This window comes from Kribbella sp. NPDC051936, assembly GCF_040680955.1.
Classification (GTDB): domain Bacteria; phylum Actinomycetota; class Actinomycetes; order Propionibacteriales; family Kribbellaceae; genus Kribbella.
This window is the reverse complement of the sequence record NZ_JBFAXS010000004.1, coordinates 66,221-92,289: the sequence shown is the minus strand read 5'-3', so window position 1 is coordinate 92,289 and position 26,069 is coordinate 66,221. Positions and strand designations below refer to the sequence as shown.

General features: G+C 70.2%; 23 protein-coding genes and 1 pseudogene. 14 read left to right on the top strand and 10 right to left on the bottom strand.

Going from position 1 to position 26,069, the window contains the following annotated elements; genetic code table 11:
- The first annotated feature begins 37 nt into the window (after positions 1-37).
- From AB0L64_RS14465 to AB0L64_RS14455, 3 genes are all read left to right on the top strand, one after another.
- Positions 38-646, top strand: coding sequence for a DUF4126 domain-containing protein (locus AB0L64_RS14465; RefSeq protein ID WP_363710605.1), 609 nt, complete (start codon positions 38-40; stop codon positions 644-646).
- Entirely contained in the window at positions 646-1,953 is a 1,308-nt protein-coding gene (locus AB0L64_RS14460; protein ID WP_363710604.1) for an NAD(P)/FAD-dependent oxidoreductase, read from the top strand. The genes AB0L64_RS14465 and AB0L64_RS14460 overlap by 1 nt, the downstream gene beginning before the upstream one ends.
- Positions 1,954-2,044: 91 nt before the next feature.
- Positions 2,045-4,261, top strand: coding sequence for a UvrD-helicase domain-containing protein (locus AB0L64_RS14455; protein ID WP_363710603.1), 2,217 nt, complete (start codon positions 2,045-2,047; stop codon positions 4,259-4,261).
- A gap of 3 nt (positions 4,262-4,264) precedes the next feature.
- Here AB0L64_RS14455 and AB0L64_RS14450 read toward each other — a convergent pair whose 3' ends face one another.
- Positions 4,265-4,795, bottom strand: coding sequence for a histidine phosphatase family protein (locus AB0L64_RS14450; protein WP_363710602.1), 531 nt, complete (start codon positions 4,793-4,795; stop codon positions 4,265-4,267).
- 4 nt (positions 4,796-4,799) lie between these two features.
- The gene (gene metF / locus AB0L64_RS14445) at positions 4,800-5,717 is read right to left on the bottom strand and encodes a methylenetetrahydrofolate reductase [NAD(P)H] (RefSeq protein ID WP_355689881.1); all 918 of its coding nucleotides are present in this window, start codon (positions 5,715-5,717) and stop codon (positions 4,800-4,802) included.
- Between the two features lie 58 nt (positions 5,718-5,775).
- On the opposite strand from metF, the gene AB0L64_RS14440 reads away from it, so the two are divergent.
- Positions 5,776-6,858 (top strand): polyprenyl synthetase family protein, encoded by a 1,083-nt coding sequence (locus tag AB0L64_RS14440; protein WP_363710601.1) that lies wholly within the window; start codon positions 5,776-5,778, stop codon positions 6,856-6,858.
- On the opposite strand, the gene AB0L64_RS14435 is transcribed toward AB0L64_RS14440, so the two are convergent.
- On the bottom strand, positions 6,859-7,278 hold the full coding sequence (locus AB0L64_RS14435; RefSeq protein WP_359933380.1) for a helix-turn-helix domain-containing protein: 420 nt from the start codon (positions 7,276-7,278) through the stop codon (positions 6,859-6,861).
- Positions 7,279-7,354: 76 nt separating this feature from the next.
- On the opposite strand from AB0L64_RS14435, the gene AB0L64_RS14430 reads away from it, so the two are divergent.
- Positions 7,355-7,693: a DUF4180 domain-containing protein gene (locus tag AB0L64_RS14430; protein ID WP_363710600.1), complete on the top strand. Its 339-nt coding sequence runs from the start codon at positions 7,355-7,357 to the stop codon at positions 7,691-7,693.
- Here the strand turns inward: AB0L64_RS14430 and AB0L64_RS14425 are convergent.
- The 3 genes from AB0L64_RS14425 to thiE are packed head-to-tail and all read right to left on the bottom strand — an operon-like array spanning position 7,676 to position 9,170.
- Positions 7,676-8,101 carry a barstar family protein gene (locus AB0L64_RS14425; RefSeq protein WP_363710599.1) on the bottom strand — a complete coding sequence of 142 codons (426 nt, stop codon included), beginning with the start codon at positions 8,099-8,101 and terminating at the stop codon, positions 7,676-7,678. The genes AB0L64_RS14430 and AB0L64_RS14425 overlap by 18 nt on opposite strands.
- The gene (locus AB0L64_RS14420; protein WP_363710598.1) at positions 8,098-8,526 is read right to left on the bottom strand and encodes a ribonuclease; all 429 of its coding nucleotides are present in this window, start codon (positions 8,524-8,526) and stop codon (positions 8,098-8,100) included. The genes AB0L64_RS14425 and AB0L64_RS14420 overlap by 4 nt, the downstream gene beginning before the upstream one ends.
- Positions 8,523-9,170, bottom strand: a complete 648-nt coding sequence (thiE, locus tag AB0L64_RS14415) for a thiamine phosphate synthase (RefSeq protein WP_359933372.1) — start codon at positions 9,168-9,170, stop codon at positions 8,523-8,525. Before thiE ends, AB0L64_RS14420 begins: the two co-directional genes overlap by 4 nt.
- Positions 9,171-9,213: 43 nt before the next feature.
- Between thiE and thiO the strand changes: the two genes are divergently transcribed.
- The 5 genes from thiO to AB0L64_RS14390 all read left to right on the top strand — a co-directional run bounded on the left by thiO (position 9,214) and on the right by AB0L64_RS14390 (position 15,610).
- Positions 9,214-10,341: a glycine oxidase ThiO gene (gene thiO, locus AB0L64_RS14410; protein ID WP_363710597.1), complete on the top strand. Its 1,128-nt coding sequence runs from the start codon at positions 9,214-9,216 to the stop codon at positions 10,339-10,341.
- Between the two features lie 168 nt (positions 10,342-10,509).
- The gene (locus AB0L64_RS14405; RefSeq protein WP_363710596.1) at positions 10,510-11,460 is read left to right on the top strand and encodes a LysM peptidoglycan-binding domain-containing protein; all 951 of its coding nucleotides are present in this window, start codon (positions 10,510-10,512) and stop codon (positions 11,458-11,460) included.
- Positions 11,461-11,533: 73 nt separating this feature from the next.
- On the top strand, positions 11,534-13,486 hold the full coding sequence (gene pknB / locus AB0L64_RS14400; RefSeq protein ID WP_363710595.1) for a Stk1 family PASTA domain-containing Ser/Thr kinase: 1,953 nt from the start codon (positions 11,534-11,536) through the stop codon (positions 13,484-13,486).
- A 34-nt stretch (positions 13,487-13,520) separates the two neighbouring features.
- On the top strand, positions 13,521-14,411 hold the full coding sequence (locus tag AB0L64_RS14395) for a DMT family transporter (RefSeq protein ID WP_363710594.1): 891 nt from the start codon (positions 13,521-13,523) through the stop codon (positions 14,409-14,411).
- Positions 14,408-15,610, top strand: a complete 1,203-nt coding sequence (locus tag AB0L64_RS14390) for a glucoamylase (RefSeq protein ID WP_363710593.1) — start codon at positions 14,408-14,410, stop codon at positions 15,608-15,610. Before AB0L64_RS14395 ends, AB0L64_RS14390 begins: the two co-directional genes overlap by 4 nt.
- On the opposite strand, the gene AB0L64_RS14385 is transcribed toward AB0L64_RS14390, so the two are convergent.
- Complete coding sequence (locus tag AB0L64_RS14385) at positions 15,611-16,681, bottom strand: glycoside hydrolase family 172 protein (protein WP_363710592.1); 1,071 nt, start codon at positions 16,679-16,681, stop codon at positions 15,611-15,613.
- Positions 16,682-16,740: 59 nt separating this feature from the next.
- Complete coding sequence (locus AB0L64_RS14380; RefSeq protein WP_363710591.1) at positions 16,741-17,268, bottom strand: hypothetical protein; 528 nt, start codon at positions 17,266-17,268, stop codon at positions 16,741-16,743.
- A 181-nt stretch (positions 17,269-17,449) separates the two neighbouring features.
- On the opposite strand from AB0L64_RS14380, the gene AB0L64_RS14375 reads away from it, so the two are divergent.
- A complete protein-coding gene (locus tag AB0L64_RS14375; protein WP_363710590.1) occupies positions 17,450-20,584 on the top strand; it encodes an amidohydrolase family protein in 3,135 nt (1,044 codons plus the stop codon).
- Between the two features lie 16 nt (positions 20,585-20,600).
- Here the strand turns inward: AB0L64_RS14375 and AB0L64_RS14370 are convergent, their stop codons facing one another.
- Positions 20,601-21,200, bottom strand: coding sequence for a TetR/AcrR family transcriptional regulator (locus AB0L64_RS14370; protein ID WP_363710589.1), 600 nt, complete (start codon positions 21,198-21,200; stop codon positions 20,601-20,603).
- 88 nt (positions 21,201-21,288) lie between these two features.
- On the opposite strand from AB0L64_RS14370, the gene AB0L64_RS14365 reads away from it, so the two are divergent.
- The 3 genes and pseudogenes from AB0L64_RS14365 to AB0L64_RS14355 all read left to right on the top strand — a co-directional run bounded on the left by AB0L64_RS14365 (position 21,289) and on the right by AB0L64_RS14355 (position 24,892).
- Positions 21,289-22,701 carry an MFS transporter gene (locus AB0L64_RS14365; RefSeq protein ID WP_363710588.1) on the top strand — a complete coding sequence of 471 codons (1,413 nt, stop codon included), beginning with the start codon at positions 21,289-21,291 and terminating at the stop codon, positions 22,699-22,701.
- A 24-nt stretch (positions 22,702-22,725) separates the two neighbouring features.
- A pseudogene (locus tag AB0L64_RS14360) lies at positions 22,726-23,880 on the top strand (efflux RND transporter permease subunit); the annotation flags it as partial.
- 211 nt (positions 23,881-24,091) lie between these two features.
- The gene (locus AB0L64_RS14355) at positions 24,092-24,892 is read left to right on the top strand and encodes an MMPL family transporter (protein ID WP_363710587.1); all 801 of its coding nucleotides are present in this window, start codon (positions 24,092-24,094) and stop codon (positions 24,890-24,892) included.
- A 33-nt stretch (positions 24,893-24,925) separates the two neighbouring features.
- Here the strand turns inward: AB0L64_RS14355 and AB0L64_RS14350 are convergent, their stop codons facing one another.
- On the bottom strand, positions 24,926-26,035 hold the full coding sequence (locus AB0L64_RS14350) for a Gfo/Idh/MocA family oxidoreductase (RefSeq protein ID WP_363710586.1): 1,110 nt from the start codon (positions 26,033-26,035) through the stop codon (positions 24,926-24,928).
- Positions 26,036-26,069: the final 34 nt, after the last annotated feature.

Genomic DNA, 26,069 nt, shown 5'->3' with positions numbered 1-26,069 from the left:
GTTCGATACTGACGAAGAGGGATTACGGAGTACGACGATGGAAGCGCTGCCGTTGGCGGTCACGACCGGCTGGGCCAGTGGGGTGAACGCCTACGCCTGCGTGCTGATCCTGGGCCTCCTGGGCCGGTTCGCGGGCGCCGGCGACGTGCCGCACGCGCTGACCACCACGCCGGTGCTGATCGCGGCGGGTGCGCTGTTCGCGTTCGAGTTCGTCGCCGACAAGATCCCCTACATCGACTCCGCGTGGGACGCGATCTCGACAGTCATCCGGCCGACGGTCGGTGCGATCCTGGCCGCGCTGCTGTCCGGCGAGGCGGGCACGCTGCAGCAGGCCCTGATCGCGACGACCGGCGGCGTGGTGGCGCTACTCTCGCACGCGGTGAAGTCGAGTCTGCGGCTCGCGATCAACACCTCGCCCGAGCCGGTCACCAACATCGCCGCGTCGTCCGGCGAGGACGTCGCGGTCGCCGGCGTGGTGTCGCTGGCCGCGTTCCATCCGGAGGTCGCGCTCGTCATCGCAGGCGTCCTTCTGGTCCTCGGCCTGGTCGCGGTGTACTTCGGGTTCCGGTTCATCCGGCGCGGCTATGCCAGGTTCAAGGCCTGGCGTGACAAACGTAGTCCTGTGACGGGGAGCAGTGCTGTCTGATGGCCGATGTGATTGTCGTCGGGGCTGGTCTGGCCGGTCTCGCGAGTGCTGTGCGGCTGGCCAAGCTGGGTCACAAGGTGACCGTCTGCGAACGCGATGAGCATCTCGGCGGCGCACTGGGCCGCGTCGAGGCCGACGGCTTCACCTGGGACGCCGGTGCAGCCAGTACGACGCTGCCGGCCGCGCTGCGTGACCTGTTCCGCAAGAGCGGTCGCCCCATCGAGAGTCTGGTGCAGCTGGACCCGGTGTCCGAGCCGCGGCGCCACATGTTCACCGACGGCTCGGTACTCGACCTGCCGATCAGCGACCGCGGCGCGCAGGAAGAAGCGTGGACAGACCTGGCGGGTGCACCCGTGGCCGCGCAGTGGACCGCTCTGGTCGACGCGTACGGCGACACGTGGCAGCTCCTCCGAAAGACCTCGCTGGAGCCGCCGCTGGACGACAGGCTGTCGATCAAGACGCTCCGTGCCCTCAAACCGTGGCAGTCGCTCGACAGGGTCGCTCAGCGCGAGCTCACCGACGACCGCGCCCGCGCGGTACTGCGACACTTCGCGGCCCAGGGCGGATCGGACGCCAGACTCACGCCGGGGTACGTCGGTGTCTGGTCGTACTTGGAGCGCACCTTCGGCCGCTGGACGATCGCAGGCGGTTTCGGAGCCCTCGCCGACGCCCTCGTACAGCGGGCCAGCGAACGGAAGATCACGGTCCGTACGAGCGCCGAGGTGGTCGCCGTCACCACATCCGGCGGCGCGGTGACCGGCGTACGGCTCGCTGACGGTGAGGAGCTGCGCGCAGACATCGTCGTGAGCGACATCGACCCGCGGGTCCTCTACGGATCGTTCGTCGACGACCCGGCCGCCAAGAAGGTCCGCAAGCGGATCCTCTCCACACACCAGGCCCAGGCCGCGTACGTCGTACATCTCGGCCTGAAGGACCCGGTCCCGCAGTTGCCGTTCGAGACCGTGCTGCACGGGACCCCGACCGTCGTCGTCCGTACCAGCGGCACCGCGCCGGCTGGGCACCGCGCCTGGTCCGTGCTGGTCCACGGCTACCCCACCGACGATGTCCTGGACCTCCTGGTCGCCCGTGGTCTGCACGTCCGGGACAACGTGGTGTCGCGGCAGACGTCGCCGTCCTGGTGGGCCGGAGTGGCCTGGGAGGGCTACCGGACGGCCCGCCGCCGGGCGGCCAACGTGTCGCCGGTGAAGGGTCTGTACTGCGTCGGCGCGGGCGCGCATCCGGGCTCCGGGGTGCCCGCCACCACACTGGGGGCCGCGATCGTGGCGGACGCCATCGGGAAGGCCTGAGACCCCTGTGGGGTTGGACAGGTAAGCCAACTAAGATTGGTTGTTCCTGTGTTCTGAGTCGGGGCGGGTCCCGGCCGTAGAGAGGACCTCGGTGGATCAAACCCCCACATCGGCCGATCACGACGACCACGCGACCGTGGAGCGGGCTGAGCTGGCGGCGGAGCAAGAACATGTCGACCGGGTGTACGGCCGGGTCGAGGAGGCCGCACGGTCGGCGTCCCGGATCGCGGTCGAAGGCCACCAACGCGGCCAGGCGCAGAACGTCGGCCGGGTCCGCGAGGAAGAGCAGACCGGTCTGTACGAGCGGGACGTGCTGGTGTTCGCCGCCGCCCGCCGGATCGCCGAACTGGACGCCGAGCACGAGGGCCTGGTGTTCGGCCGGCTCGACTCCGACCGCGGCGACGACGAGCCGGCGGCCGCGACCGCGGCCGACCTCGAGAAGCTGTACGTCGGGCGCATCGGAGTCCGCGACGCGGAGTACGAGCCGCTGGTGATCGACTGGCGGGCGCCCGCGGCCGAGCCGTTCTACCGCGCCACGGCGACGGACCGGCAGAAGGTCGTCCGGCGCCGCGTGCTGCGGAACAAGGGGGCGCGGATCGTCGGCCTCGAGGACGACCTGCTGGCGCCCGAGCGCGCGCCGCAGGACCTGCCGGTGATGGGCGAGGGCGCGCTGATGGCGTCGCTGTCCCGGGCCCGTGGACACACGATGCGCGACATCGTCGCCACGATCCAGGCCGAGCAGGACGAGGCGATCCGGTCACCGGCCCGTGGCGTCACGGTCATCGGCGGCGGACCCGGCACCGGCAAGACGGTGGTCGCGCTGCACCGCGCCGCGTACCTGCTGTACAGCGACCGCAGGCGCTTCGAGCGCGGCGGCGTCCTGGTCGTCGGCCCGTCGGCCGCGTTCATGGCCTACATCGAGCGGGTGCTGCCGAGCCTCGGCGAGAACACGGTCTCACTGCGCGCTGTCGGTGAGCTGGTCGACGGCGTGAAGGCGACCGCGGTCGACGACGCACCGGCCGCGGCGATCAAGGGCTCGCTGCGGATGCGCGGCGTTCTGTCGCGGGCCGCGCGCGACCGGGTGCCGAACGCGCCGACCACGCTCCGGGTCTTCCTCGGTGGCGCGACCGTCGAGCTCGACGCGAACCAGCTCGACAACGTCCGGCGGAACGCACTGCGCCGGACGGCGCGCAACCGCGCGGCAGGCGAGGCGCGCAAGGGCCTGATCGCCGCACTGTGGCAGCGATTCCCGGAGGACCTGCGCACCGGTCCGCTCGGCGACCGTGAGGCGTTCGGTGACCGCGTCGCCGACACTCCGGCGTTCCGGACGTTCTTCAGCCAGTGGTGGCCGGTGCTGAGCCCGGAGGCCGTGCTGCGCTGGCTCGGGGACGCACGCCGCCTCCAGCGCTGGGCGCGCAACGACCTGACTCCCACCGAGGTCGACACCCTCGCCACGGCGATCCGCTCGACAGCAGAGTTCACGATTGCCGACGTCGCCTTGCTGGACGAGCTGAGCACCTTCCTGGGCCGTCCACCGATCGTGGAGAACAAGGACGACGAGTTCGACTGGCTGGAAGGGCTGTCGGACGGCGTCAACGAAGTCCTGACCAGCTCGGAGCGCCGGGCCCGGGCCGCGGCCGCCCGGGAGGCGGAGGAGCCGGACGAGTATGCGCATGTGCTGGTGGACGAGGCGCAGGACCTCTCCCCCATGCAGTGGCGGATGGTCACCCGGCGCGGACCGCAGGCCAGCTGGACGATCGTCGGCGACCCGGCGCAGAGCTCCTGGCCGGACCCGGACGAGGCGCGGGCCGCGATGGACTCGATGCTGTCGCACCTGCAGCGGCACGCGTTCCGGCTGTCCACCAACTACCGGAACTCGGCCGAGATCTACTCGTTCGCCGGTGAGGTGATCCGGCAGTCCATCGCGGACGCTGACCTGCCGAACGCGGTCCGCAGTACCGGGGTGGAACCGGAGCATCGGGTCTTCGACGCCGGCAAGGTATCCCAGGCAGCGGGCGACGCCGCGGTCGAGCTGCTCCAGCTCGTCGAGGGCACCGTCGGCGTCATCGTCCCGCCGGCGCTGCGTCCGGCGGTCGATCCGGTCCTTGCCGAGCTCGACGACCCGCGGGTCGTCGCCGTCAGCCCGCTCGACTCCAAGGGCCTCGAGTACGACGCGGTGGTCGTCGTCGAACCGGACCGGATCGTCAGCGACACACTGGGCGGTGTCCGGGCGCTCTACGTCGTCCTGACCAGGGCGACGCAGCGGCTGATCACCGTCAACAGCAGCACCCGCTGGCTGCCGTCCTAGGTCCTAGGCGCGCGGTACGACGAAGGACACCAGGTCGGCGTCGTTCGCGGACAGGTCGGCCCAGTGGCAGGTGAGGTGCAGGACCGCCAGGCCGGTGGTCGGGTACTTCTGGGTGAGCTCGACGCGCTCGGGGCTGGTGCCGTCCAGCGCGAGCTCGTCGGCGAGCCACGGGATGCCGGGCCCGTGGCCGACGACGACCACGGTGCGGGCCTCGGCCGGGGCCTCGTGGATCACGTCCAGGATGCTCTCGCTGTCGGCGTTGTAGACGCGCTTGTCGTACCAGACGTCCTTGGCGGTGACGCCGGCCTCGGCGACGTACTTCCAGGTCTCGCGGGTGCGCTTCGACGGCGAGCACAGCACCAGGTCCGGTTCGATGCCCTGGGCAACGAGGTACCGGCCGCCCGCGCCCGCGTCGGCGCGGCCGCGGTCGGACAGCGGACGTTCGAAGTCCTGCATCGTCTCCGGCGGCACCGCCTTCGCGTGCCGGAGCAGGACGAGCGTGCGATCGATCAACAGGTCCGACGGGTCAGCCATTGCGTCAGGATACGACGGACGCCTTGAGGTTGAGGAACACCTGCCGGGTCGCGGTGGATCTGTTCAGCGTAATGAAATGGATGCCGGGAGCTCCGCCGGCAAGCAAACGTTCGCACAACTCGGTCGCGATCTCGATGCCGACCGCGCGGACGGCCGCCGGGTCGTCCTCGACCGCGAGCAGCCGGCCGGTGACGGCGGCCGGCAGCGCCATGCCGGTGAGGTCGGCCATCCGCTGGATCTGCTTGATGTTCGTGACCGGCATGATGCCGGGCAGCACCGGGATGTCGCAGCCGAGCGCGGCGGCCCGGTCGACGAGCCGGAAATAGTCGTCGGCGCCGAAGAACATCTGCGTGATCGCGTAGTCGGCGCCGGCCCGCGCCTTCGCGGCGAGCACCTGCGCGTCGGCCTCGAGCGAGTCCGCCTCCGGATGCTTGTCCGGGAAGGCGGCGACGCCGACGCAGAAGTCGCCGAGCGACCGGATCAGCTCGACCAGCTCGATCGCGTGGTTCAGCCCCTCGGGATGCGCGACCCACGGCTGGTTCGGGCCGCCCGGCGGGTCGCCGCGCAACGCGAGCATGTTCCGGACCCCGGAGCCGGCGTACGCGCCGATCACCGAGCGGAGCTCGTCACGGGAGTGCGCGACACAGGTCAGGTGGCCGAGCGGGGTGAGCGACGTGTCCTGCGCGACCCGCTCGGTGACCCGGATGGTGCCGTCCCGGGTAGTGCCGCCGGCGCCGTACGTGATCGACACGAAGGTCGGGCGCAGCTGCTCGATCTCGCGGATCGAGCGCCACAGCACCTCCTCCGCCTCGGGTGTCTTCGGCGGGAAGAACTCGAACGAGAACGACCGGTCGCCGGACGCGAGCAGCTCACGGATGGTCGGCGCACCGCCGGGAAGCGTCGAGGGAAGTCCGTTCGCCATGGCGATCAGGTTACCCGCGGTGGCCGCTGCCGTCTGCCGACCGACTACGCTCCGAGACGTGGCCCGAGATGTGGATGGCGATGTGGATGTCCCGGCCGGGATCCAGCAGGTGCTGACCCGGTTCCTGGACCGGCAGGAGGAGCGGCTGACCGCGATCGGCCCGGAGCTGGCCGAGCAGGTGCAGGCCGCGCGGGAGGCGACCAGCGGCGGGAAGCGGCTGCGTCCGTCCTTCTGTTACTGGGGTTTCCGGGCCGCGGGCGGTGACCCCGCGCAGCCGATCCTGGAGGCGGCGGCGAGCCTGGAGATGCTGCACGTCAGCGCGCTGGTGCACGACGACGTGATGGATTCCTCCGACGTACGCCGGGGCGCGCCGGCCGCGCACCGCCGGTTCGAGGCGCAGCAGCGGGAGCGCGCCGCACAGTCGGGGTACGGCGCGGATCCGGTCGGCTTCGGGGTCGGGGCCGCGATCCTGCTCGGCGACCTGTGCCTGATCTGGGCCGACGAGCTGCTGCACACCTCGGGCTTCGACGCGGCCGCCCTGGCCCGCGCGGAGCAGTACTTCGACGCCGTCCGGGTCGAGGTGACCGCCGGTCAGTACCTCGATCTGCTCGCGCAGGCCAGCGGCGAGTCGGACATGGACCTGGCGTTGCGGGTGCTGCGCTACAAGTCCGCGACGTACACGATCGAGCGGCCGCTGCACATCGGCGCCGCGCTCGGCGGCGGGGACGAGCAGCTGATCACGTCGCTGTCCGGGTACGGGCTGCCGTTGGGCGAGGCGTTCCAATTGCGCGACGACCTGCTCGGCGTGTTCGGCGATCCGGCCGTCACCGGCAAGCCCGCCGGGGACGACCTGCGCGAGGGCAAGCGGACGGTCCTGATCGCGTACGCCGTCGACCACGCGTCGGAGACCCAGCTGGCCGAGTTCGACCGGCTCTTCGGCCGCCCGGACCTGGACGACGACGAGATCCAGCTGCTGCGCGAGATCCTCCAGGACTCCCGCGCCGTGCAAGCCTGCGAGGACCTGATCACCGACCGCACCGAGGACGCCCTCTACGCACTCGACCAGGCCGCCATCGCGGACGAGGCCGCCCGCAAGGCCCTCACCGACCTGGTCGTCGCCGCCACGTCGCGCGTGGTGTAGCTACTGGTCGGCCAGCAGGTTGATGAGCCGCAGGAGGTCCGCGGTGGCGGGGAGGTTGCCGAGGATGATGACCTTCAGGACGGCCCGGTCCTCGTCGTAGATCGTCTCGGCCTTGAGGTGCACGGCCTCGGGCTGGTTGAGCGCACCGTGGATGTGCGTGCTTAGGCGGTCCGCGGTGGCCCGGTCGACGGCGTCGATGTGGACGATGCTCGACGCCTCGACGTGCCGGGCGGAGCGGTCGACCTCGACGACGGCGGTCGGCGTACCGGTGAACTTCTCGAGGTCCTCGCGGGTGATCCGGTACTGCTTGCCGATCCGCACCGCCTTCAGGCGCCCGTCGCGGACGTAGTTGCGGATCGTGCGGACGTGCAGCCCCAGGCGGTTCGCGACCTGCTCCACCGAGTACAGCTCCTGGGCCATCTCCTCAGCGTAAGGCACGTTCCTTAGAATTCCCTATAAATAGTCAGATTCAGGCATTTAGGGTATTTTCGGGTACATGCCACGGGTACATGTCAGCGAGACACCGCTCGGCGACGAGCAGGACGTCGTCCAGCTCATCGTCGACGCGCACTACACGCACGAGGCCGAGTGGATCGCGTTCACGCCGGAGCAGGTCGGCGACGACTTCTTCGAGCTGCGCACCGGGCGGGCCGGCGCGATCAGCCAGAAGTTCGTCATGTACCAGATGGGCCTGGCCGTCGTCGGCGACATCTCGGCCCGGGTGGCGGCGAGCAAGCCCCTCGCGGACTGGGTGCGGGAGAGCAACCGTGGCCGCAACCTGCTGTTCGCCGCGGACCTCGATGAGCTGACCGAGCAGCTACAGGACCGGGAGTGAGCTGAGTAGGTCGGAGGTTTCGGTCTCCGCGACGAGGACGCGGAGCTGGCCGGAGTTCGTGGTGTCCTCGGCGAAGATCTGCAGCGCGACGTCGACGGTGTCGTGGTCGTGCTCGAGCAGGTGGCGCAGGCCCGTCCAGAGCACGACCTCGGGTGCGCCGGTCGAGCGGTCGCTGAGCGAGTCGGCGAGCGCATCCCAGTTCCGGCCGAACCAGCGCGGCAGGTCGAACGCGGTCGCGCACAGGTCGAGGAAGCCGGCCTTGTCGTGGATCTCGCCGGTGTCGAGCAGCACGAACCCGAAACCCTCCGCCAAGGCATCACGACGTACGTCGTCGGCGCCGGGCGCATCCGGCCAGCGGTAGACCCCGGGCCGTAGCCCCTCCTCCAGCAGGGCGCGCAGTGACGTCATGAGGTTCCCCCGTCTTCCGCGATCCGGCGGAAGGACTTGTAGTGGTCGTCCGTGTAGTAACGCTCGCCGTCGTTCCCGGTCACGATCCGGCGGGCGCCGCGGTCCTTCTCGCCCGGCGTCTTCACGGTGTACTCGTGGTAGTAGCCGCGGTCGTGCTTCGGCAGGATCTTCTCCAGGTTGCCGAAGACGACGCCGTCGCGGCTGTACGGGTACGGGCCGCCCTGCTCGATCAGCTTCAGCGTGTCCTGCGCCTCCTTCGGCAGGTCCGCCGTGGCGACGATCCGCAGACCGCTCTCCGCGTCGACGTCCGGCTTCTTCTCGGCCGTGCCGGCCGCACACCCGAACAGCGAAGCCGCCAGCGTGATCACGAGCATCGCGATCACCACGACCGCGACGATCCGCGCGGCCTTCGGGTTGTTGATCACCCAGCCACCCTCAGTCGCCGGCTGAATTCGGCGGCCGCCGCTTCCGGGTCGTCGGCCTCGGTGATCGCCCGCACGACCACCACCCGCGTGGCCCCCGCCTCGAGGACCTCGTCGAGCCGCTGCAGGTCGATACCGCCGATCGCGAACCACGGCTTCGGCTGCCGGCGCCCGGCCGCGTACGAGACCAGCTCCAGACCCGCCGCCTGACGCCCCGGCTTGGTCGGCGTCTCCCAGGTCGGCCCGACGCAGAAGTAGTCCGAGCCCACCTCGTCGACCGCGGCGTTCACCTGACTGAACGAGTGCGTCGAGCGCCCGATGACCGGCCCCGGTCCGGTGATCGCACGCGCGGCGTGCACCGGCAGGTCACGCTGCCCCAGGTGCAGTACGTCGGCTCCGGCGGCGAACGCGATGTCCGCGCGGTCGTTGACGGCCAGCAGCTTGCCGTGCCGCTTGCAGACGTCCGCGAACACCTCCAGCGCGGCCAGCTCGTCCGCGGCCTCCATGTCCTTCTGCCGGAGCTGCACGATGTCCACGCCACCGGCCAGTGCGGCGTCCAGGAACTGTTCGAGGTCGCCCTGCTTCTCACGGGCGTCCGTGCACAGGTAGAGCCGGGCATCAGCGAGACGGTCGGTGTGGTCAGTCACACCCCAAAGCCTGCCATGTCCGCCCGGAAGTAGGGTTGAGGGCATGCCTGACGTGGTTGTTATCGGCGCCGGACTGATCGGGCTCGCGACTGCGTGGCGGCTGGCCTCGGACGGGGTACAAGTAGCGGTCTGCGACCCCACGCCAGGTGCGCAGACGTCGAATGTCGCCGCCGGGATGCTCGCTCCGGTCACCGAGGTCGAGTTCGGCGAGGACGACCTGCTGGCGCTCAACCTCGCGTCCGTCAACGCCTGGCCCGCCTTCGCGGCAGAGCTGGAGGAACTGACCGGCCGACCCGCCGGGCTGCACCAGACCGGCACGCTGTCGGTCGCGTACGACGTCGACGACCTGTCGGTGCTCCGCCGGGTCGCCGACTACCAGCGCAGGCTCGGGCTCGAGGTGGAGGTGCTGTCCGGCCGTGACGCCCGCCGGCGCGAGCCCATGCTCGCCACCGGCGTCTCCGGCGGCGTCTGGGTTCCGGGTGACCACTCCGTCGACAACCGGCAGGCCGTGGCCACTCTCCTGCGTGCCGTGGAGTTGTCCGGCGTCGAGCTCATCCGCCGACGCGTCACGCGGGTCATCACCTCCGGCACGACGGCTGTCGGCGTAGAGCTGGACAACGGCGACACCGTGCACGCAGGGCAGATCATCGCGGCGGCAGGGCCGTGGACGTCGCAGCTGGGCGGCATACCCGAGGAGCTCCGCCCGCCGGTGCGTCCCGTGAAGGGTGAGGTACTGCGGCTGCGTGTCCCGGAGACGTACCGACCGGCCCTGCACCACACCGTGCGCGCGACGGCCCGTGGCTTCTCTGTCTATCTGGTCCCGCGCCCTGGCGGTGAGCTGGTGGTCGGGGCGACCAGCACCGAGCTCGGCTACGACACCCGCGTGCTGGCCGGAGGCGTGTTCGCGCTGCTCCGCGACGCGCGGACCGTGCTGCCGGTCACCGACGAGCTCGAGCTCGTGGAGGCGATCGCCGGGCTCCGGCCCGCAACGCCGGACAACGCGCCGGTGCTCGGACCGTCCGGGATGGATCGGTTGCTCTGGGCAACCGGCCACTACCGCAACGGCGTGCTGCTGACGCCGGTCACCGCGCAGGTCCTCGCCGAGACCGTGCGGACCGGAACGCTGCCCGACCTCGGCAAGCCGTTCCTGGCCGCCCGGTTCGGTCACTGACTCACCGTTGCCCGGAGCAACCGGAAAGATTGTGAACGACAACAATGTAGTTCAGCCTTGAATTGTAACCTTTGCGTTACAGGCGTAACACCAACCCCATTCGCCCCTGTTGTCACATCCGTACCAGCACATACGGTCAATTGACGTTCACACGGGGAGTTGGTTGCGATGCGCAACGTCGTACGGATTCTGAGCGGACTGGCCGTGCCGGTGCTGGCGGCGGCGGTGATCACGGCCGGCTCGCCGGGCTGGGGCGCGTACAAGGTGAAGCAGGGCGACACCCTGAGCCACATCGCCGGACGCTACGGCACGACGGTCTCGACGCTGGTCGCGCTGAACCACCTGCCCGGCAACGGCAACGCCATCTACGCGGGCGAGGTCCTCAAGGTCCCGGCCACGGGGTCGTCGTCCAAGAGCACCGCCAAGACGCCGGCGAAGCGCTCCCAGCTCGGCCGGGTGACGTACGTCGTGAAGCCCGGCGACACCGTGTCCGGGATCGCGAAGCGCTTCAAGTGCTCGCAGGCGAACCTGCTCGCCGCGAACGGGCTCAAGGCCGGCGACCGCATCTACGCCGGCAAGCCGCTGCAGGTCCCGGTGAAGATCCGGCCGAAGGCGCGGACGGACAACACGTTCGCCGGCCGGACCTACGCCGACCACATCGTCGCGCAGGCCAACCGCAACCGGGCGACGCTGAAGAAGCGCAAGCTGCCGACCCGGGCTCAGATGCGGTCACTGATCGTGAGCACCTCGCAGCGGTACGGCGTCGATCCGGAGCTGGCGCTCGCGGTCAGCTGGCAGGAGTCCGGCTGGAAGCAGCGCGTGGTCTCGCCCGCGAACGCGATCGGCGCGATGCAGGTCATCCCGTCGACCGGCCGGTTCGCCTCCCGGCTCGTCGGGCGCGACCTGGACCTGCTCAAACCCCGCGACAACGTGACCGCCGGCGTCGTCCTGCTCAGCCGCCTGACCGGCGCCGCCCGGCTCGACATCGCGGTGGCCGGCTACTACCAGGGCCTCGGCGGCGTGAAGAAGAACGGCATGTACCCCGACACGAAGCTCTACGTGAAGAACGTCCTGCGCATCAAGGCCCAGCTCGAGCGCGGGTGGGATCCGCTGCGGTGAGCCTGAGCCGGGCACGCTGAGCTGTTATCTACACTCTCTGCAGAACGGTTTGGGGAGAGGCGGCTCACGGCAGGTGACGGACGACGTGGACACGCAGGTCAGCGACCGCCTCGTCGGGCGAGTGCTCGACGGTCGGTACCGCGTTGGCGCGCGTGTCGCGAAGGGTGGCATGGCCACCGTCTACCAGGCGCTCGACATGCGCCTGGACCGCACCGTCGCGCTCAAGGTGATGCACGACGGGCTCGGCGACGACGCCCAGTTCACCCGCCGGTTCGTGGCCGAGGCCCGCGCCGCCGCCCGGCTGTCGAACCCGAACGTGGTGGCCGTCTTCGACCAGGGCGACGACGACGGCACGCTGTTCCTGGCCATGGAGTACGTGCGCGGCCGGACGCTGCGCGACGTCATCCGCGACGAGGCGCCGCTGTCCCCCGCCCGCGCGCTCGACCTGCTCACCCCGGTCCTGTCCGCCCTGTCGGCCGCGCACGACGCCGGCATCGTGCACCGCGACATCAAGCCCGAGAACGTGCTGATCTCCGACAAGGGCACGGTGAAGGTCGCCGACTTCGGTCTCGCCCGGGCGGTCAGTGCCAGCGGCAACACCGCCACCCAGGGCCTGCTGATGGGCACGGTGTCGTACTTGGCGCCGGAGCTGGTCACCGACGGCAGCGCCGACGCCCGCTCGGACGTGTACTCGGCCGGCATCCTGCTGTACGAGATGCTCACCGGCAACAAACCGCACTCCGGCGACACCCCGATCCAGGTCGCGTACGCCCACGTGCACGCCGACGTACCCCCTCCGTCGCTCGAGCAGCCGAGCATCCCGCCGTACGTCGACGCGCTGGTGCAGCGCGCGACCGCGCGGGACCGGGACCTGCGGCCGACCGACGCGCGGGTGTTCAGCCGGCAGGTGCACCGGGTGCGCAGCGCGCTCGACGAAGGGCTCCCGGACGACCCGGAGCTGACCGGCGACCTGACCGTGCCGATCCAGCAGATCCGGCAGGACAGCGGCTACGACGACGGCTACACGCGGGGAGACCCTTCAGGTGAGATCCGCCACGACACCATCGTCGTACCGGTGGAGCATGGACGGCCGACCGGTGCGCCGGCCAAGACACCACCTCCGGTCAAGGCGCCACCACCGCGCAAGTCGCGCGGCCCGATCGCGCTGATCGCGATCATCGCCGCCGCGATCGCGATCGGCACCGGAGCCTGGTACTACGGCATTCAGCGCTACACCACCGCGCCCGACCTCGTGAACCTGGAGCCCGCCGCCGCGACGGCGAAAGCAGAAGAGTCCGGCCTGCATACGGTCCTGGACAACCAGGACTACTCGGAGGACGTGAAGGCGGGTCACGTCATGAGCACCGACCCGAAGGCGGGCGACCGGATCCGGAAGAACGGTGACATCGGTCTCACCGTCTCCAAGGGTCCGGAGCGGTACCGGGTGCCGCAGCTGGTCGGTCTGCAGCTCGACGCCGCCCAGCAGGCGCTGTCGCCGATCAAGCTGATCACCGGGCAGATCAACGAGCAGTACAACGAGACCGTGCCGCAGGGGCGGGTGATCGCGATCAGCCCGCGGTTCAACACGGAAGTGAAGCCGGGCACCGCGGTGAACTTCGCGGTCAGCAAGGGGAAACGGCCGATCACCGTGCCGGACCTGACCGGCAAGCCGTACAAGGAGGCGAACAAGACGCTGCGCAAGCTCGGGTTCGTCGTCGGGCGCAGCACGCAGTACGACGAGAAGGTCGCCGAGGGCAACGTGATCAGCCAGAGCCCGAACAGCGGCACCCTGTTCGCCAAGGACAAGGTCTCGCTGGTCGTCTCGCTCGGCCCGCCGCTGCGCGAGGTGCCGGACGTGAAGCGCAAGACCACCGCCGAGGCGCAGAAGATCCTCGGCGACGCCGGGTTCGTGGTCCGGGTCGAGAAGGCTCCGTTCAACCTGGGGCTCAACATCGTCGCCGCGCAGAGCCCGGGCGCGGGCAAGAAGGTCAAACCCGGCAGCACGATCGTGATCACCGTGCTCTGAGCTGTTTTGCCTCGCGGGGAACGCGTCTGATCTGATGTCCGGCGTGAACCACCCGCGTCTTGCCGTGCTGGCCCTGCTGTCGGTCGCGGCGGCGTGGGGGTCGACGTTCTTCCTGACCAAGGACCTGCTCACCAGGATGGACGTCGCCGACTACCTGGCGTTGCGGTTCCTGATCGCGTCGGTCGCGCTGGTGCTCGTCCACCCGCCCGCGATCGCCCGGCTGAGCCGCCTGGACCGCGGGCGCGCGGTTGCCCTCGGCATCACCTACGGGATCGCGCAACTGCTGCAGACCGAGGGGCTGCGGCACACCTCGGCGAGCGTGTCCGGTTTCGTCACCGGCATGTACGTCGTGTTCACGCCGCTGCTCGGCGCGGTGATCCTGCGGCACAAGATCGGCCGATGGGCGTGGTTCGCCGTGATCCTCGCCACGGTCGGCCTCGGCGTCCTGTCGCTGCGCGGCCTCAGCCTCGGCACCGGGGAGTTGCTGACGCTGGCGTCCGCCGGTCTCTATGCGCTGCACATCATCGGCCTCGGCGCCTGGTCGACGTCGCGGAACGCGTTCGGGCTGTCGTCGCTGCAGATGATCGTGATCACCTGCGTCTGCGCCGTCGGCGCTCTGCCCGGAGGGTTCTCGGTCCCTTCGACGGGCGGTGACTGGGTCAGCGTGGTCTACATGGCGCTGGTCGCCGGCGCCCTGGCGTTGATCGTCCAGACCTGGGCGCAGGCGCACCTGACGCCGACCCGGGCCGCGATTGCGATGACAATGGAGCCGGTGTTCGCCTCTGGGTTCGCGGTGCTGTTCGGCTCGGACGACCTGACCTGGCGGATGCTGGTCGGCGGCGCACTGGTCGTGTCGGCCATGTACCTGGTCGAGCTGGCGCCGCGGCGTAAGTTCGAGGCGGAAGTGCAGCATCTGGCGCAGTGAGGGAGATCATGCGGGAGAACCGGCGACGGGACGTGTGGTTCCCGTACGCCGTCATCGCGGTCCTGCTCGCCACACTGGCCGCCGGGACCATCAGCAATCTCGTCCGCAACCCGCAGCCTCGCCTGGTCGCCGACGGCCTCCCCGGCCGGCCGCACGCCCAGTCCTCGCTCGGCCACGACGATCTGCTGCGGCACGCCCTGACCGACCTCGACGGGCTCACGCTGCCCAACGGCGCGACCCTGGCCGGCTGGAACGGTCCGTGGCGCTACGTGTGGCCGCGCGACGCGTCGTTCGTCGCAGTCGCCCGCTGTGCGGTCGGCCAGCACGACAAGGCCCTCGACGTACTGACGTTCCTGGACCGAGTCCGGCCGGCTGCAGGTCGCTGGCAAGCGCGCTACACCTCGACCGGCGACAAGGTGGACGACGACCGGGAACCGCAGCTGGATGCGTCCGGCTGGGTGCTCTGGGCGACATGGTTCTGCCGTGCGGGCGACAGGTACTGGGAGCTGGTCGAGGAGTCGGCTGACCAGATCGTTCGCGAGCTGGGTCCGGACGGGCTGCCAGGGCCTTCGCCTGACTACTGGGAGCGGTCCGAGAAGGAGCTGACGATCGGTACGGTCGCACCGCTGTTGACCGGCCTGCGGTCGGCGGTCCGGATCGCCACCGAGCAGAACCGTCCAGCAGCCGCGACGCGTTGGCGGGAAGCGCTGGACAAGTTGTCGGCGGCAACTGATCGCGCCTTCGGCCCGGACTACCCGCGAACGCCGGCCCGCGCCACGAGCTTCGTCGAGCCCGGTGTCGAGCCGGTCGGCCTCGGCGGCGGTGCGGACGCCTTCGTCACCGTACTGGGGCCGCCCTTCGCGCCGGTGCGGGACGTCGTGTCGACGGCGATCGACCACGCGCACGGCGTACTCACGCAGCCCAACGGTGGGGTGACACCTGGCGAGTCGTGGCGTGCGGACGGGGTGTCCTGGACGCCGCAGACCGCGCTGTTCGCTCTCAGCGCTGCCGCCCGCGGCGACCACTCCGGAGCCGAAGCTCTGCTCACCTGGCTGGACCAGCACCGAACCAGCACCGGAGCCCTTCCCGAAAAGGTCAACCGAGACCTGGAGCCGGCCGGCGAGGCCCCACTCGCCTGGACCGCCGCCTTGGTGGTCCTCGCCGACACCGCCCTCCAGAACCCGCTGCCGATCCCGTAGCTAGCAGATCTCCATCTCGTCGTGGGTCGGCGCGTCCGGCCGGGTTGTGCTCGTCTTGCCGGAGTAGAAGAACGCGGTGGACGAGATGTCGTCCTGGAGCGGCAGGTAGCGTCCACCCGAGCGCCAGCCGAGGGCCTGTACGTCGACGCGCAGCCGCTCCTTGAAACGGATCGGGTCCGGCAGGTGGAAGCGGTACATGCCGAACCGCTGCTGGCTCTGGTACTGCCCGTCCGGCCGGATCACCTGCGGCATCCCGAGGTACGGCGTACTGAACTCGGTGTAGCCGCCCAGGTGGGGTACGTCGAAGTTCCACGCGCCGCCGAAGTAGTCCTCGGTCCCGGTGCCGCAGATGGTCGGGAACTCGTCGTCGCCGTCCAGGTAGAACTTCACCTCGCCCTCACCCCACCAGCCGGTGCTGTTGACGCCCCACGCCAGGTAGGTGCCGACGTAGTGCCCCGGCCCCTCAACACCGTCCAGCAGCGTGTGCACCGTCTTGGAGGGCAGCGGGTTGCTGCGACGCCACTGGGCGTGCAGGTACGCCGACTTGTCCGGCACTGCGCCGAGCCAGTAGTCCACCTGGAAGTACACGACTACGGGCTGGTCGTGGGTGTTCTCCAGCGTCAGTTGCGCCTGCGTCTGGAACGGCATCTCCCAGTAGCAGTTGAACCCACCGTTCGGGTTCACGGCGACCGGCAGCGAGTTCACCTGGGCGAACTTGCCCCAGCCGGAGCAGAAGAAGTCACCGACCGGCGTCTCGATCGCCGGTGCCTGGTCGCCGTCCCAGTGCGCGCGCAGCACGAGACGGCGCCAGTGGTCGACGTGCGTGGTCAGCCAGATGTGGGTGATGCAGCCGGAACCGGCGATGTCCGCCAATGTCACGGTCTCCCCCGCCGCGATCTCGATCGACGGCGAGACCTTCCACCCCTGGCCGAGGTCGCGGGCCGCGCCGGCGCCGGTCCCCTCGGTCCGCCGTCCACCCCGACCGGGCTCGCCGGTGGGGTTCTCCGCACTGATGGAGCGCGTCTCGACGCCGGCGAGCGCGCTGATGCCGGTGAGGTTCCCAAGAGTCATACCCGCGACCTTAGGCCCGCCCGGGTCTGGCAAGAAATCGATTGCCCATCAAGTGGGACTCAGCAGGCGCGGACCTCGGCGTCCAGGCCGTGGGTGAACGAGAGGCAGGCCCACGGACGGCCCTGGTCGCGGTGGGCGCGGACGATCAGCGGGTACGCGTCCGCTCCGCGCACCCGCGGCGTCTTCTCGGTCGGCAACGAGCCGACCGCTCCCCCACGCGCCTCGGCCGCGGCCTTCACGTCCGCGACCGACACCGCGCTCCGCGCGTCCTTCTGCGCCGCCTGCTTCGCGTCGGTCGCGACCTGCAGCGCGAAGTCGATCTCCGGCGGCTTCGACCAGATCGTCTGCGTCACCGGAATGATCAGCCCGAACATCGCCAGCCCCACCCCCGTGACGATCTGCCGCAACCGCCGCGTCTGGTCGGTCAGCAACAGCGCCGCGCAACACACCGCGAGCAGCACCGTCAACCCGCGCAGGACCCAGTGCCGATCCAACCGGCTGTCGACCGCCAGCCCGGCCCCGACCGCGACCACCAAACAGAGCCCAACCGCGCCCAGCGCCCGAACCCGTGGAGACAGAGATTGCATGCCGCAGACGATAGACGTACGACGCCGGCCCCCGGCCACACGCCCTGCGACGCCCACCTGGCCGTTCGTCGCACGGTAGCGGCCGTTGGGCGCGGGGCGCGCCGGTCAGGATCGTGTGCGGCGGACGGTGCTGGCAGATTCTTAAGGGTCCCACCGCCCCCTAGGGATTGGACCCGATGACGTGACCGAGAACCCTGGTTCCTGGAGCATCTCGCGGCGGCGCGCGCTGCAACTCGGCGGCGGCGCCGCGGCCGTCGGCGCCGCACAGCTTCCCACCCTGCCGTCCGAGGCGAGCACCGACACGACCGGCGGCAGTCAGGCCGTGCTGCGCGAGGGCACGAATCTGATGGTGTCGGTGTCGCCGGACGGGACGTGGCTGGCGTTCGACCTGGCGACGGCGATCTGGGTGACGCCGGCCGCGGGCGGTACGTCGCGCCGCCTCACCGACGACCTGCAGGACGCGACCCGCCCGCGCTGGGCGCCGGACGGCCGGTCGATCGTGTTCCAGTCGTACCGTGACGGGAACTTCCACCTCTGGTCGATCAGACCCGACGGCACGGGCCTCCACCAGCTGACCAGCGGACGGTACGACCACCGCGAGCCGCACGTCACACCCGACGGCCGCTCGATCGTGTTCTCGTCCGACCGCGGCGATCTCCACGGCCCCGGCAACGTCGCGGGCAGCTACGGCATCCACCGCCTCGACCTCGCGACCGGCGCGATCGTGGCGCTCACCGACGACGCCGGCGAGGAGGCCGAGCCGACCGTCTCGCCCGACGGCCGGAAGCTCGCGTTCACCGTCGACACCAGCTCGATCGTCGAGCTCGACCTCGCCTCCGGTGTCCGCACGACGATTGTCAACAATCAAACGGGAATCACGCTGTTCGGCCCGTCGTACTCGCCGGACGGCAGGCTCGCGTACGTCCGCCTCACCGGCCCGACCTGCGATCTGATTGTCGACAATCAGCAAGTCACCCACGGTCAGGACGTCTTCGCGGTCCCGCCCTCCTGGGCATCGACGGACCTCTTCTACACAGCCGACGGGACCGTCCACCGGTACAGCGCCGACGGCGAGCACACCGTCGTACCGTTCGCCGCGGCTGTCCCCGTGACGTCGCGACGCCCGCGCCCGAAGGCGCCCGACCTGGAGTCGACGAGCCGGCGCACAGTCCGCGGGATCGCGAGTCCGACGGCCTCACCGGACGGGAAGTGGCTCGCCCTCCGCGCGTTGAACGCGATCTGGCTGGCATCGACGGACGGCAAGGCACAGCCCCGCAAGGTGGTTGCCGACGGCTACTTCAACTCCGACCCGGACTTCTCGCCCGACGGCCGGACCTTGCTCTACGCCAGCGATCGCGACGGTACGGCGGACCTGTGGCTGCACGACCTCGCAACCGGCACGGACACCAAGCTGTCAGGTCTCCCCGGCGCGCAGACCGCGCCGCGTTTCGCACCGGACGGACAGCGGATCGCGTACCAGGACCAGGACGGGATCGCCTGGGTCCTCGACGTCAGGTCGGGCGAGGTCCGCCAGGTCACACCCACGCTGTTCCAGCCCGGCCGGGTCAGCTGGTCGCGCGACGGCAAGACGCTCGTCCTCGCCGCGGTGAAGCCGTTCTCGAAGCGTTTCCGCGAGGGCACCAGCCAACTGCTGTACGTCGACGTCGCGACGGCCGCGCTCGAGTACGTCGAGCCGATGCCGTTCCGCTCGCTCGCCACCCGCGGCGACGACGGCCCGGTGTTCTCCCCCGACGGCACACACCTCGCCTTCGTGGTGGAGAGCCTGCTGTACGTCGTACCGGTCGACGCCCGCGGACGCTTCACCGGAGAACCGCGCGCGATCACCGACGAGGTGACGGACTCCCCCGTCTGGCAGGACAACGACACCTTGCTCTATCTGCACAACGGAACGTTGCGCAGGACAACCGGTGGCCGGGCCGAGACGGTCAAGCTCGACCTGCAGTACCGCCGGGCGACCATCAAGCAGCACGTCACGATCCACGCCGGCGCACTGTGGGACGGGCGCGCGACCACGCTCCGCCGGGACGTCGACCTCGTGGTCGACGGGGCGCGCATCGCCGCCGTACGCCCGCACACCGGACGCGCCGACATCGACGCGTCCACGCTGACCGTGATGCCCGGGCTGATCGACGCGCACAACCACTGGCATCTGCGCGGGCGGGCGTGGGGTGCGCGGCAGGGCAACCTCTGGCTCGCGTACGGCATCACGTCGACGCGTTCGCCGGGCGATCCCGTGTACCAGATGCAGGAGACGCGGGAGGCACTCGTCAACGGCGCCTTGCGCGGGCCGCGGTACTTCGCGACCGGCGAGGCGATCGACGGATCGCGCGTCTACTACAACTTCATGCGGCCGACGGTGTCGCTGCGGCAGCTCGGCCTGGAGATCGATCGGGTGGAGGGGCTCGCGTACGACCTGGTGAAGACGTACGTGCGCCTGCCGATCGAGTACCAGCGCCGGGCGATCGCGCTCGTCCACCGGCTCGGGCTGCAACTGTCGTCGCACTACCTCTATCCCGCGGAGCATCTCGGCATGGACGGGATGGAGCACACCGGCGCGACGAACCGGCTCGGGTACTCGCACACCGTCAGCCGGCTCGGACGCGCGTACGCCGACGTGGTGACGCTGTTCACGCGGACCGGGCTGTCGGTGACGCCGACGCTGTTCAACTCGACGATGGCGCACGTCGACGACCCGTCGCTGCTCACGGACCGCCGGACGACGACGCTCTACCCGTCCTGGGAGTACAACGCGCTGATCACCGAGGTGAACACGGCGCGCGGACCGGCCGGCGTCACCACCCGTGAACTCCTCCGCGGCAACGTCGACATGGTCCTGCGCATCCACCGCGGCGGCGGCCTGGTCATCTCCGGCACCGACACCCCGCTCGACAACATGGCCGTGTCGCTGCACGCGAACCTCCGCTCGATGGTCGCGGGCGGCTTCACGCCGTACGAGGCACTCACCACGGCGACGCACAACCCGGCGAAGTGGCTCAACCTCGAGGACCGACTCGGCGTCGTGAAACCAGGGGCCCAGGCAGACCTGTCCTTCGTCTCCGGAGACCCGCTGGCCGACATCCGCGCAGCCGCCGCCGTCGACCAGGTGATGATCGCCGGCAACCTCCACACGATCGACGACCTCCTCGCGCCGTACGCCTCGAGCGCCCGCACCCAACCCGCCGTCCACACCCCGAACGCCCCACACCCCCTGACCCGCGCCGAAGCCCACGCCCACGACGCCACCTACTGGTGGCACGAACCCGAATGGCTCCACCGCGCCTGCTGCGAGGGCTAGGCGCAAGAGCGGTCGATCAGCGCGCGGACGGCGTGCAGACGCTCAGGATGCTCTCGACGACGGCCGTCTCCGCGTGGTCGTCGTCGAGCCGGCCGGCGACGACCTCGGCGGCGGCCGCGTGCATCAGCGTGAAGCATGCCGTCACCAGCCACTCGACTGCCAGGTCGGTGCGGAAGGCTCCGGTTTCCTGCCCTCTGGTCAGCAGTTCGGTGAGGCGGTCGAGGTGCCGGGCATGATGCTTGCGGACGCGCCCGGGCGGTAGCTCGCGCTCGGCGACCGCCAGGACGGCTCGGAACCGGTGGACGATCCGCCAGCTCGACGCCACCAGCTCTCGGAGTGCTTGCTCGGGGTCCCCGCTGACGTCGACCGTCTCCAGCGTTTCGCCGGCCTGCGTCGTCACCCGCTCGAAGACGGCGTCCACCAGGTCCGCGCGGGCCGGGAAGTGCCCGTAGAGCGTCGCCCGGGCGACGCCGGCCGCGCGCGCGATCACCGCGACGGTCGCCTCCGGATCCGCCGCCAGGCACTCGGCTCCGGCGTCGAGGATCGCCGTGATACTGCGGCGCGCGTCCGCGCGTGGTGCTCGGGCCGAGGCGGCCGGGAGCCGTGAGGCATTCACTCCGTCGATCTCCGATCTTGTACATCCGTGTCCAACTTATGTTACCGTCCCTAACCTGGACACCGATGTACAAGATAAGGATCGAGTCATGGTTCACTCCACTGCTCAGCCACCGGCCGCGGCCCGGTCGCTGACCGCTCGCCAGGCGGCTGCGGTCGCCGTTCTGGCCTGTGCGCAACTGATGCTGGTGCTCGACGTGACCGTCGTGAACGTCGCGCTCCCCGACATCGCCTCGGATCTCGACCTGGGGCGTTCGGCGACCACCTGGGTGATGACGGCGTACACCACGCTGTTCGGCGGGCTCGTGCTCGTCGGCGGACGGATCGCGGATCTCCTGGGCGCTCGCCGGGTGCTGGCGCTCGGGATGGTGCTGTTCGCAACGGCCTCGCTGGCCAGCGCCCTCGCCCCCGGAGCCGCGACCCTGCTCGCCGGGCGAAGCGTTCAAGGAATCGCGGCAGCGCTGCTGTCCCCAGCCGCGCTGGCGGTGCTGCTGGGCCAGGTCTCGGGCGCCGGACGCGGTCGGGCTCTGGCGATCTGGGGTTCGCTCAGCGCGGTCGGCACCGCGGTCGGCGTATCCCTCGGCGGGGTCCTCACCTCGACCCTCGGCTGGCAGTGGATCTTCGCGATCAACGTGCCGATCGCCGTGGGGATTCTGATCGCCCTGCCGATCGTGACGTCACCCGTGGCCGCCTCCCCCGCGCGACTCGACCTGACCGGCGCGGCACTCGTGACGGTGGGTACGGCATCGATCGTCTACGGTCTGGTCGGCGCGGGCACCGTCGGTTGGACCGATCCGCTCACCCTGCTCTCGCTGGCCGCGGGCATCGCGCTGTGGATCGTGTTCGGCGTGGTCGAGAGCCGCACCAAGGATCCGGTCCTTCGCGTCGCGCTGCTCGCCGAACGCCCGGTCGTCGCGGGTGTCCTGCTGATGGTCGTGGCGACGGGCCTGATGGTCGGCAACTTCTTCATCGGCTCGTTCGCGCTGCAGCGTGCCTACGGCGACGGTCCGTTGCGCGTGGGGCTCGAATTCCTGCCGGTGGCGTTCGGAGTCGGCTTCGGCGCGCATCTCGCCGGTCATGTGCTGGAACGCGTGCCGGCCCGATCGGTGGCGACCGCCGGCCTGGTGCTGGCCGCTGCCGGTGAGGCGACCGTCCTGCTGGCTGGTTCCGGCCGGGCCGTTCTGGTCGCCGGGGTCGCGATCGCGGCACTCGGGATCGGCGCAGTGTTCGTCACCGCGTTCACCTCCGCACTCGCGACGGCCGGTGCGGCCGAAGGCGGCACGCGATCGGCGGTCGTCAGCACTGCCCACGAGCTCGGCGGGGCGTTCGGTGTCGCCGTGCTGTCCACGATCGCGGGCGCGGCCCTGACCGCGGCGCATCCGGCACCCGAATCCTTCGACGGCACGTTCGCCGTGGCGGCCGTCGTCGCCGCGGTCGCCGCTGTGATCGCAGTACCGCTGGTCCCCGCCGTACGGCGGACCGCCGCTGCGCCGCACCACTAGCCATCAACCCGAAAGCACCTCGCCATGTTCACAGCTACGATGCGCGCCGCACAGGCGCGCGTGACCGACCCGGTCGTCCGCAGGCCGAAGATGGTCCTGTTCGCGGCACTCCTGCTGGCCGTCGTCGGCGGCTTCGTGGCAGGGCCGGCCTTCGAGAGGCTTGCCGCAGGCGGATTCGACGATCCCGGCAGCGAATCCGTGCGGACTTCGCAACACGTCGCGAGCCGGCTGGGCATCCAGGCTCCTGATCTTCTGGTCCTGTACTCCAGCGACGCCTTCACCGTCGACGACGCCAGGTTCCGCACCGCCGTCGGAGCGGTCGAGAACGAACTGCGCGCCAGGCCTGAGGTCGTGGATGCCGAAGGCTTCTTCGACCGTGGCGACCAGCGGTACGTCTCCGTCGACCGGCGCCAGACCTACGTCGCGATCCATCTGAAAGCGAGCGACGACACCGAACGGCGCGAAGCTTTCGAGCGGATCCGGGACCGGCTCTCCGCCGACGGTGTCCGCACCGACATCGGCGGCGACGTCGCGATCCAGTCGGACGGTGACGAGATCACGGCCGCGGACGTCGAACGCGCGGAGCTGTACGCCTTTCCGCTCGTGCTCCTGCTGCTGTTCCTGATCTTTCGCGGCCTCGTCGCCGCCTTGCTCCCGCTGCTCGTCGGCGCCCTGGCCATCCTCGGCGCTCTCACCGCGGTCAGGCTGCTCGAGACCGTGACCTCGGTGTCGAGCTTCGCGATCAACACGATCTCGTTGCTCGGGCTCGGTATGGCGATCGACTACTCGTTGATCATCATCACCCGCTATCGCGACGAGCTCGGACATCACGACGTACCGGCGAACGCCGTGCGCGCGACACTCCGGACCGCCGGGCGCACCGTCGTGGTGTCCGGATCGACGGTCGCGCTGTCGCTGGCGAGCCTGCTCGTGTTCCCGATGCCGTTCCTCAAGTCGATGGCGTACGGCGGCATGGCGGCGGTCGGTGTGGCGATGCTCTGCTCGGTCACGGTGCTGCCCGCCGCGCTCACGCTGATCGGCCGGCGGATCGACGCACTCGGGCCTCGTCGCCGGCCGCGCCGAACCACGGAGGATCTGGCCGAGCGGGGCCGCTGGGCGCGGTTCGCCAGGGCGGTCATGCGGCGTCCGGCGGTGGCCGTCCTGGCCGTGGTCGTCGTACTTCTGGCGCTCAGCTCGTCGGTGACGCATCTTCGCTTCGGCGGTTTCGACGAGCGGGTCCTTCCCGGCGACGCCTACTCGCGGATCGGCACGGATCGTCTGCGGACGGCGTTTCCGTCCCTGAACGCGGCGCCCATCGAGGTGCTCGTCACCGGGCAGGGCACCGACCGCGTCCAGCGCGAGGTACAGGCGATCGACGGGGTCACTGGCGTTGCTCCCGCGACTGCCGGCGACGGGGAGGTCTTGCTGGCGGTCAGCTACCGGGACGCCGCAGGGTCACCTGCAGACGCGGCAGCTGGTCGACGGCATCCGCGCCCTCGACGGACGCAACGGTGTGGACGTCAAGGTCACCGGGCCACCCGCCGCGTTGCGGGATCAGCTGGCCGGCCTCGCCGCCGGGCTGCCGGCGATGCTCGGCGTAATGGTGCTCGTGACACTGGTTCTGCTGTTCCTGGCGTTCGGGTCCGTCGTCCTGCCGCTGAAGGCGGTCGTCGTCAACGCGTTGTCCGTAGCCGCCACGCTCGGCGTCCTCGTCTGGGGATTCCAGGACGCCCATCTCGCCGGGTTCCTCGGCTTCACGCCCACAGGTGATCTCGAGCCCACCACGTTGGTGCTGGTCGTCGCACTGCTGTTCGGCCTCGCGACCGACTACGAGGTGTTCCTGCTCTCCAGAGTGCGCGAGGAGTGGGACCGCGGCCACGACTCAGCGACGGCCGTCGTCCGGGGGCTCCAACGCAGCGGCGGCCTGATCACCGCCGCCGCCCTGCTGCTCGGCGTCGTCACGGCAGGCTTCGCCACCGGCGACATCGTCATCTCGAAGATCGTCGGCGTCGGGATGGTCGTCGGCCTCGCGATCGACGCCGTCCTGGTCCGCGTGGTCCTCGTCCCCGCCACCCTGCGCCTGTTCGCCGGCGCGAGCTGGTGGCTTCCCCGCTTCCTCCGTCCTCTCCACCAGCGGTTCGCGATCCGCGAAGAGCCCGCCGAGAACGAACGCGAGATCTGCCATGTCTGACATCCGGCCAGATCCTCGTGGTCGGCGACGTTTCTAGAACGTGGTCGTGAGGTCCTGGGTCTGGCCGGTTGCCGACGCGCGGTACGCGGATTCGATGATGTCGATGACGTGCCGCGCGTGCTCGGCGGTGACGATCGAGGGGGTGCCGTCGCGGACCCAGTCGACGAGTTGCATGACGTCCTCGTACACGTGCTGCTCCTCGATCTCCCGGTGGACGCCGGTCACGTGCGGAAGCAGCGCCTGGTTGCCCGGGCCGCGGGGTGACAGTTCCTCCGGGTTGCGGCCGGGGAAGTCGAACGGTTCGCCGTTCAGCAGCACTCCCTCGATCGTTCCGGCCGTACCGTAATAGGCGCCGCCGAAGCCGCCGCGCATTCCGCCCGCCGCGGTGCCGGTCGCGACGCAGAACAGGTTGTCGCCGAAGTCGATCAGGATCACGGTGTTGTCGTCGGCATCGGTCTGTACGTCGCCGCGCAGCGGGATGCGTACGCCGGACATAGCCGTGACGCGCTTCGCCGGTCCGAGGATGCCGGTCACGGAGTGCAGCGCGTACACGGTCATGTCGTACAGCGGTCCGCCGCCGGGTTTGCGGAAGTACCACGACGGATCGATGTTGCTGAGTACGTCGTTCCCGCCGCGGACGGACTCGTCCTCGTGGTAGGTGCCGAACGCGGCGCCGCAGCTCACCCACGACAGCGTCCCGATCGCGCCCTCGCGGATCAACTCCCGCGTGCGGACATGATGCGGCCGCAGCATCTCGCCCGGCGACGCGACGATCCGCAAGTCGCTCTCCGCTGCGAGCTCGATCAGCTCGGTGGCCTCCGCGACGGTGATCGTCATCGTCTTGTTGAAGTGCACGTGCTTCCCGGCCTGCAACGCGAGCTTCCCCTGCTCGTAGTGCAGCCCGATCGGCGACGCGATCGTCACCGCGTCGACATCGCCGCGCGCGAGCAGTTCCTCGTACTCCGTGAACGCCCGCGCGACCCCGAACTTCTCCGCTGCGGCCTCCGCCCGCCCTGCGACCGGATCACACACCGCCGCGAGCATCACCCGATCCGCGAGATCAGGCTGCGAGAGATGCGGAAGCAGTCCGCGCACCGAAATACTGCCCGCCCCGACAACACCCATCCGCACGGTTTCGGCCATACCCGTAATCCTATTTCCTGGAGCGCTGAGCTGT

What these genes read in the sequence shown, in the direction of transcription:
- AB0L64_RS14460 (WP_363710604.1), top strand. Translation starts at nt 646, where the DNA reads ATGGCCGATGTGATTGTCGTCGGGGCTGGTCTGGCCGGTCTCGCGAGT.
- AB0L64_RS14365 (WP_363710588.1), top strand. Translation starts at nt 21,289, where the DNA reads ATGGTTCACTCCACTGCTCAGCCACCGGCCGCGGCCCGGTCGCTGACC.
- AB0L64_RS14395 (WP_363710594.1), top strand. Translation starts at nt 13,521, where the DNA reads ATGTCCGGCGTGAACCACCCGCGTCTTGCCGTGCTGGCCCTGCTGTCG.
- AB0L64_RS14435 (WP_359933380.1), bottom strand. Translation starts at nt 7,278, where the DNA reads ATGGCCCAGGAGCTGTACTCGGTGGAGCAGGTCGCGAACCGCCTGGGG.
- thiO (WP_363710597.1), top strand. Translation starts at nt 9,214, where the DNA reads ATGCCTGACGTGGTTGTTATCGGCGCCGGACTGATCGGGCTCGCGACT.
- AB0L64_RS14465 (WP_363710605.1), top strand. Translation starts at nt 38, where the DNA reads ATGGAAGCGCTGCCGTTGGCGGTCACGACCGGCTGGGCCAGTGGGGTG.
- AB0L64_RS14425 (WP_363710599.1), bottom strand. Translation starts at nt 8,101, where the DNA reads ATGACGTCACTGCGCGCCCTGCTGGAGGAGGGGCTACGGCCCGGGGTC.
- AB0L64_RS14350 (WP_363710586.1), bottom strand. Translation starts at nt 26,035, where the DNA reads ATGGCCGAAACCGTGCGGATGGGTGTTGTCGGGGCGGGCAGTATTTCG.
- AB0L64_RS14450 (WP_363710602.1), bottom strand. Translation starts at nt 4,795, where the DNA reads ATGGCTGACCCGTCGGACCTGTTGATCGATCGCACGCTCGTCCTGCTC.
- AB0L64_RS14430 (WP_363710600.1), top strand. Translation starts at nt 7,355, where the DNA reads ATGCCACGGGTACATGTCAGCGAGACACCGCTCGGCGACGAGCAGGAC.
- metF (WP_355689881.1), bottom strand. Translation starts at nt 5,717, where the DNA reads ATGGCGAACGGACTTCCCTCGACGCTTCCCGGCGGTGCGCCGACCATC.
- AB0L64_RS14405 (WP_363710596.1), top strand. Translation starts at nt 10,510, where the DNA reads ATGCGCAACGTCGTACGGATTCTGAGCGGACTGGCCGTGCCGGTGCTG.
- AB0L64_RS14385 (WP_363710592.1), bottom strand. Translation starts at nt 16,681, where the DNA reads ATGACTCTTGGGAACCTCACCGGCATCAGCGCGCTCGCCGGCGTCGAG.
- AB0L64_RS14380 (WP_363710591.1), bottom strand. Translation starts at nt 17,268, where the DNA reads ATGCAATCTCTGTCTCCACGGGTTCGGGCGCTGGGCGCGGTTGGGCTC.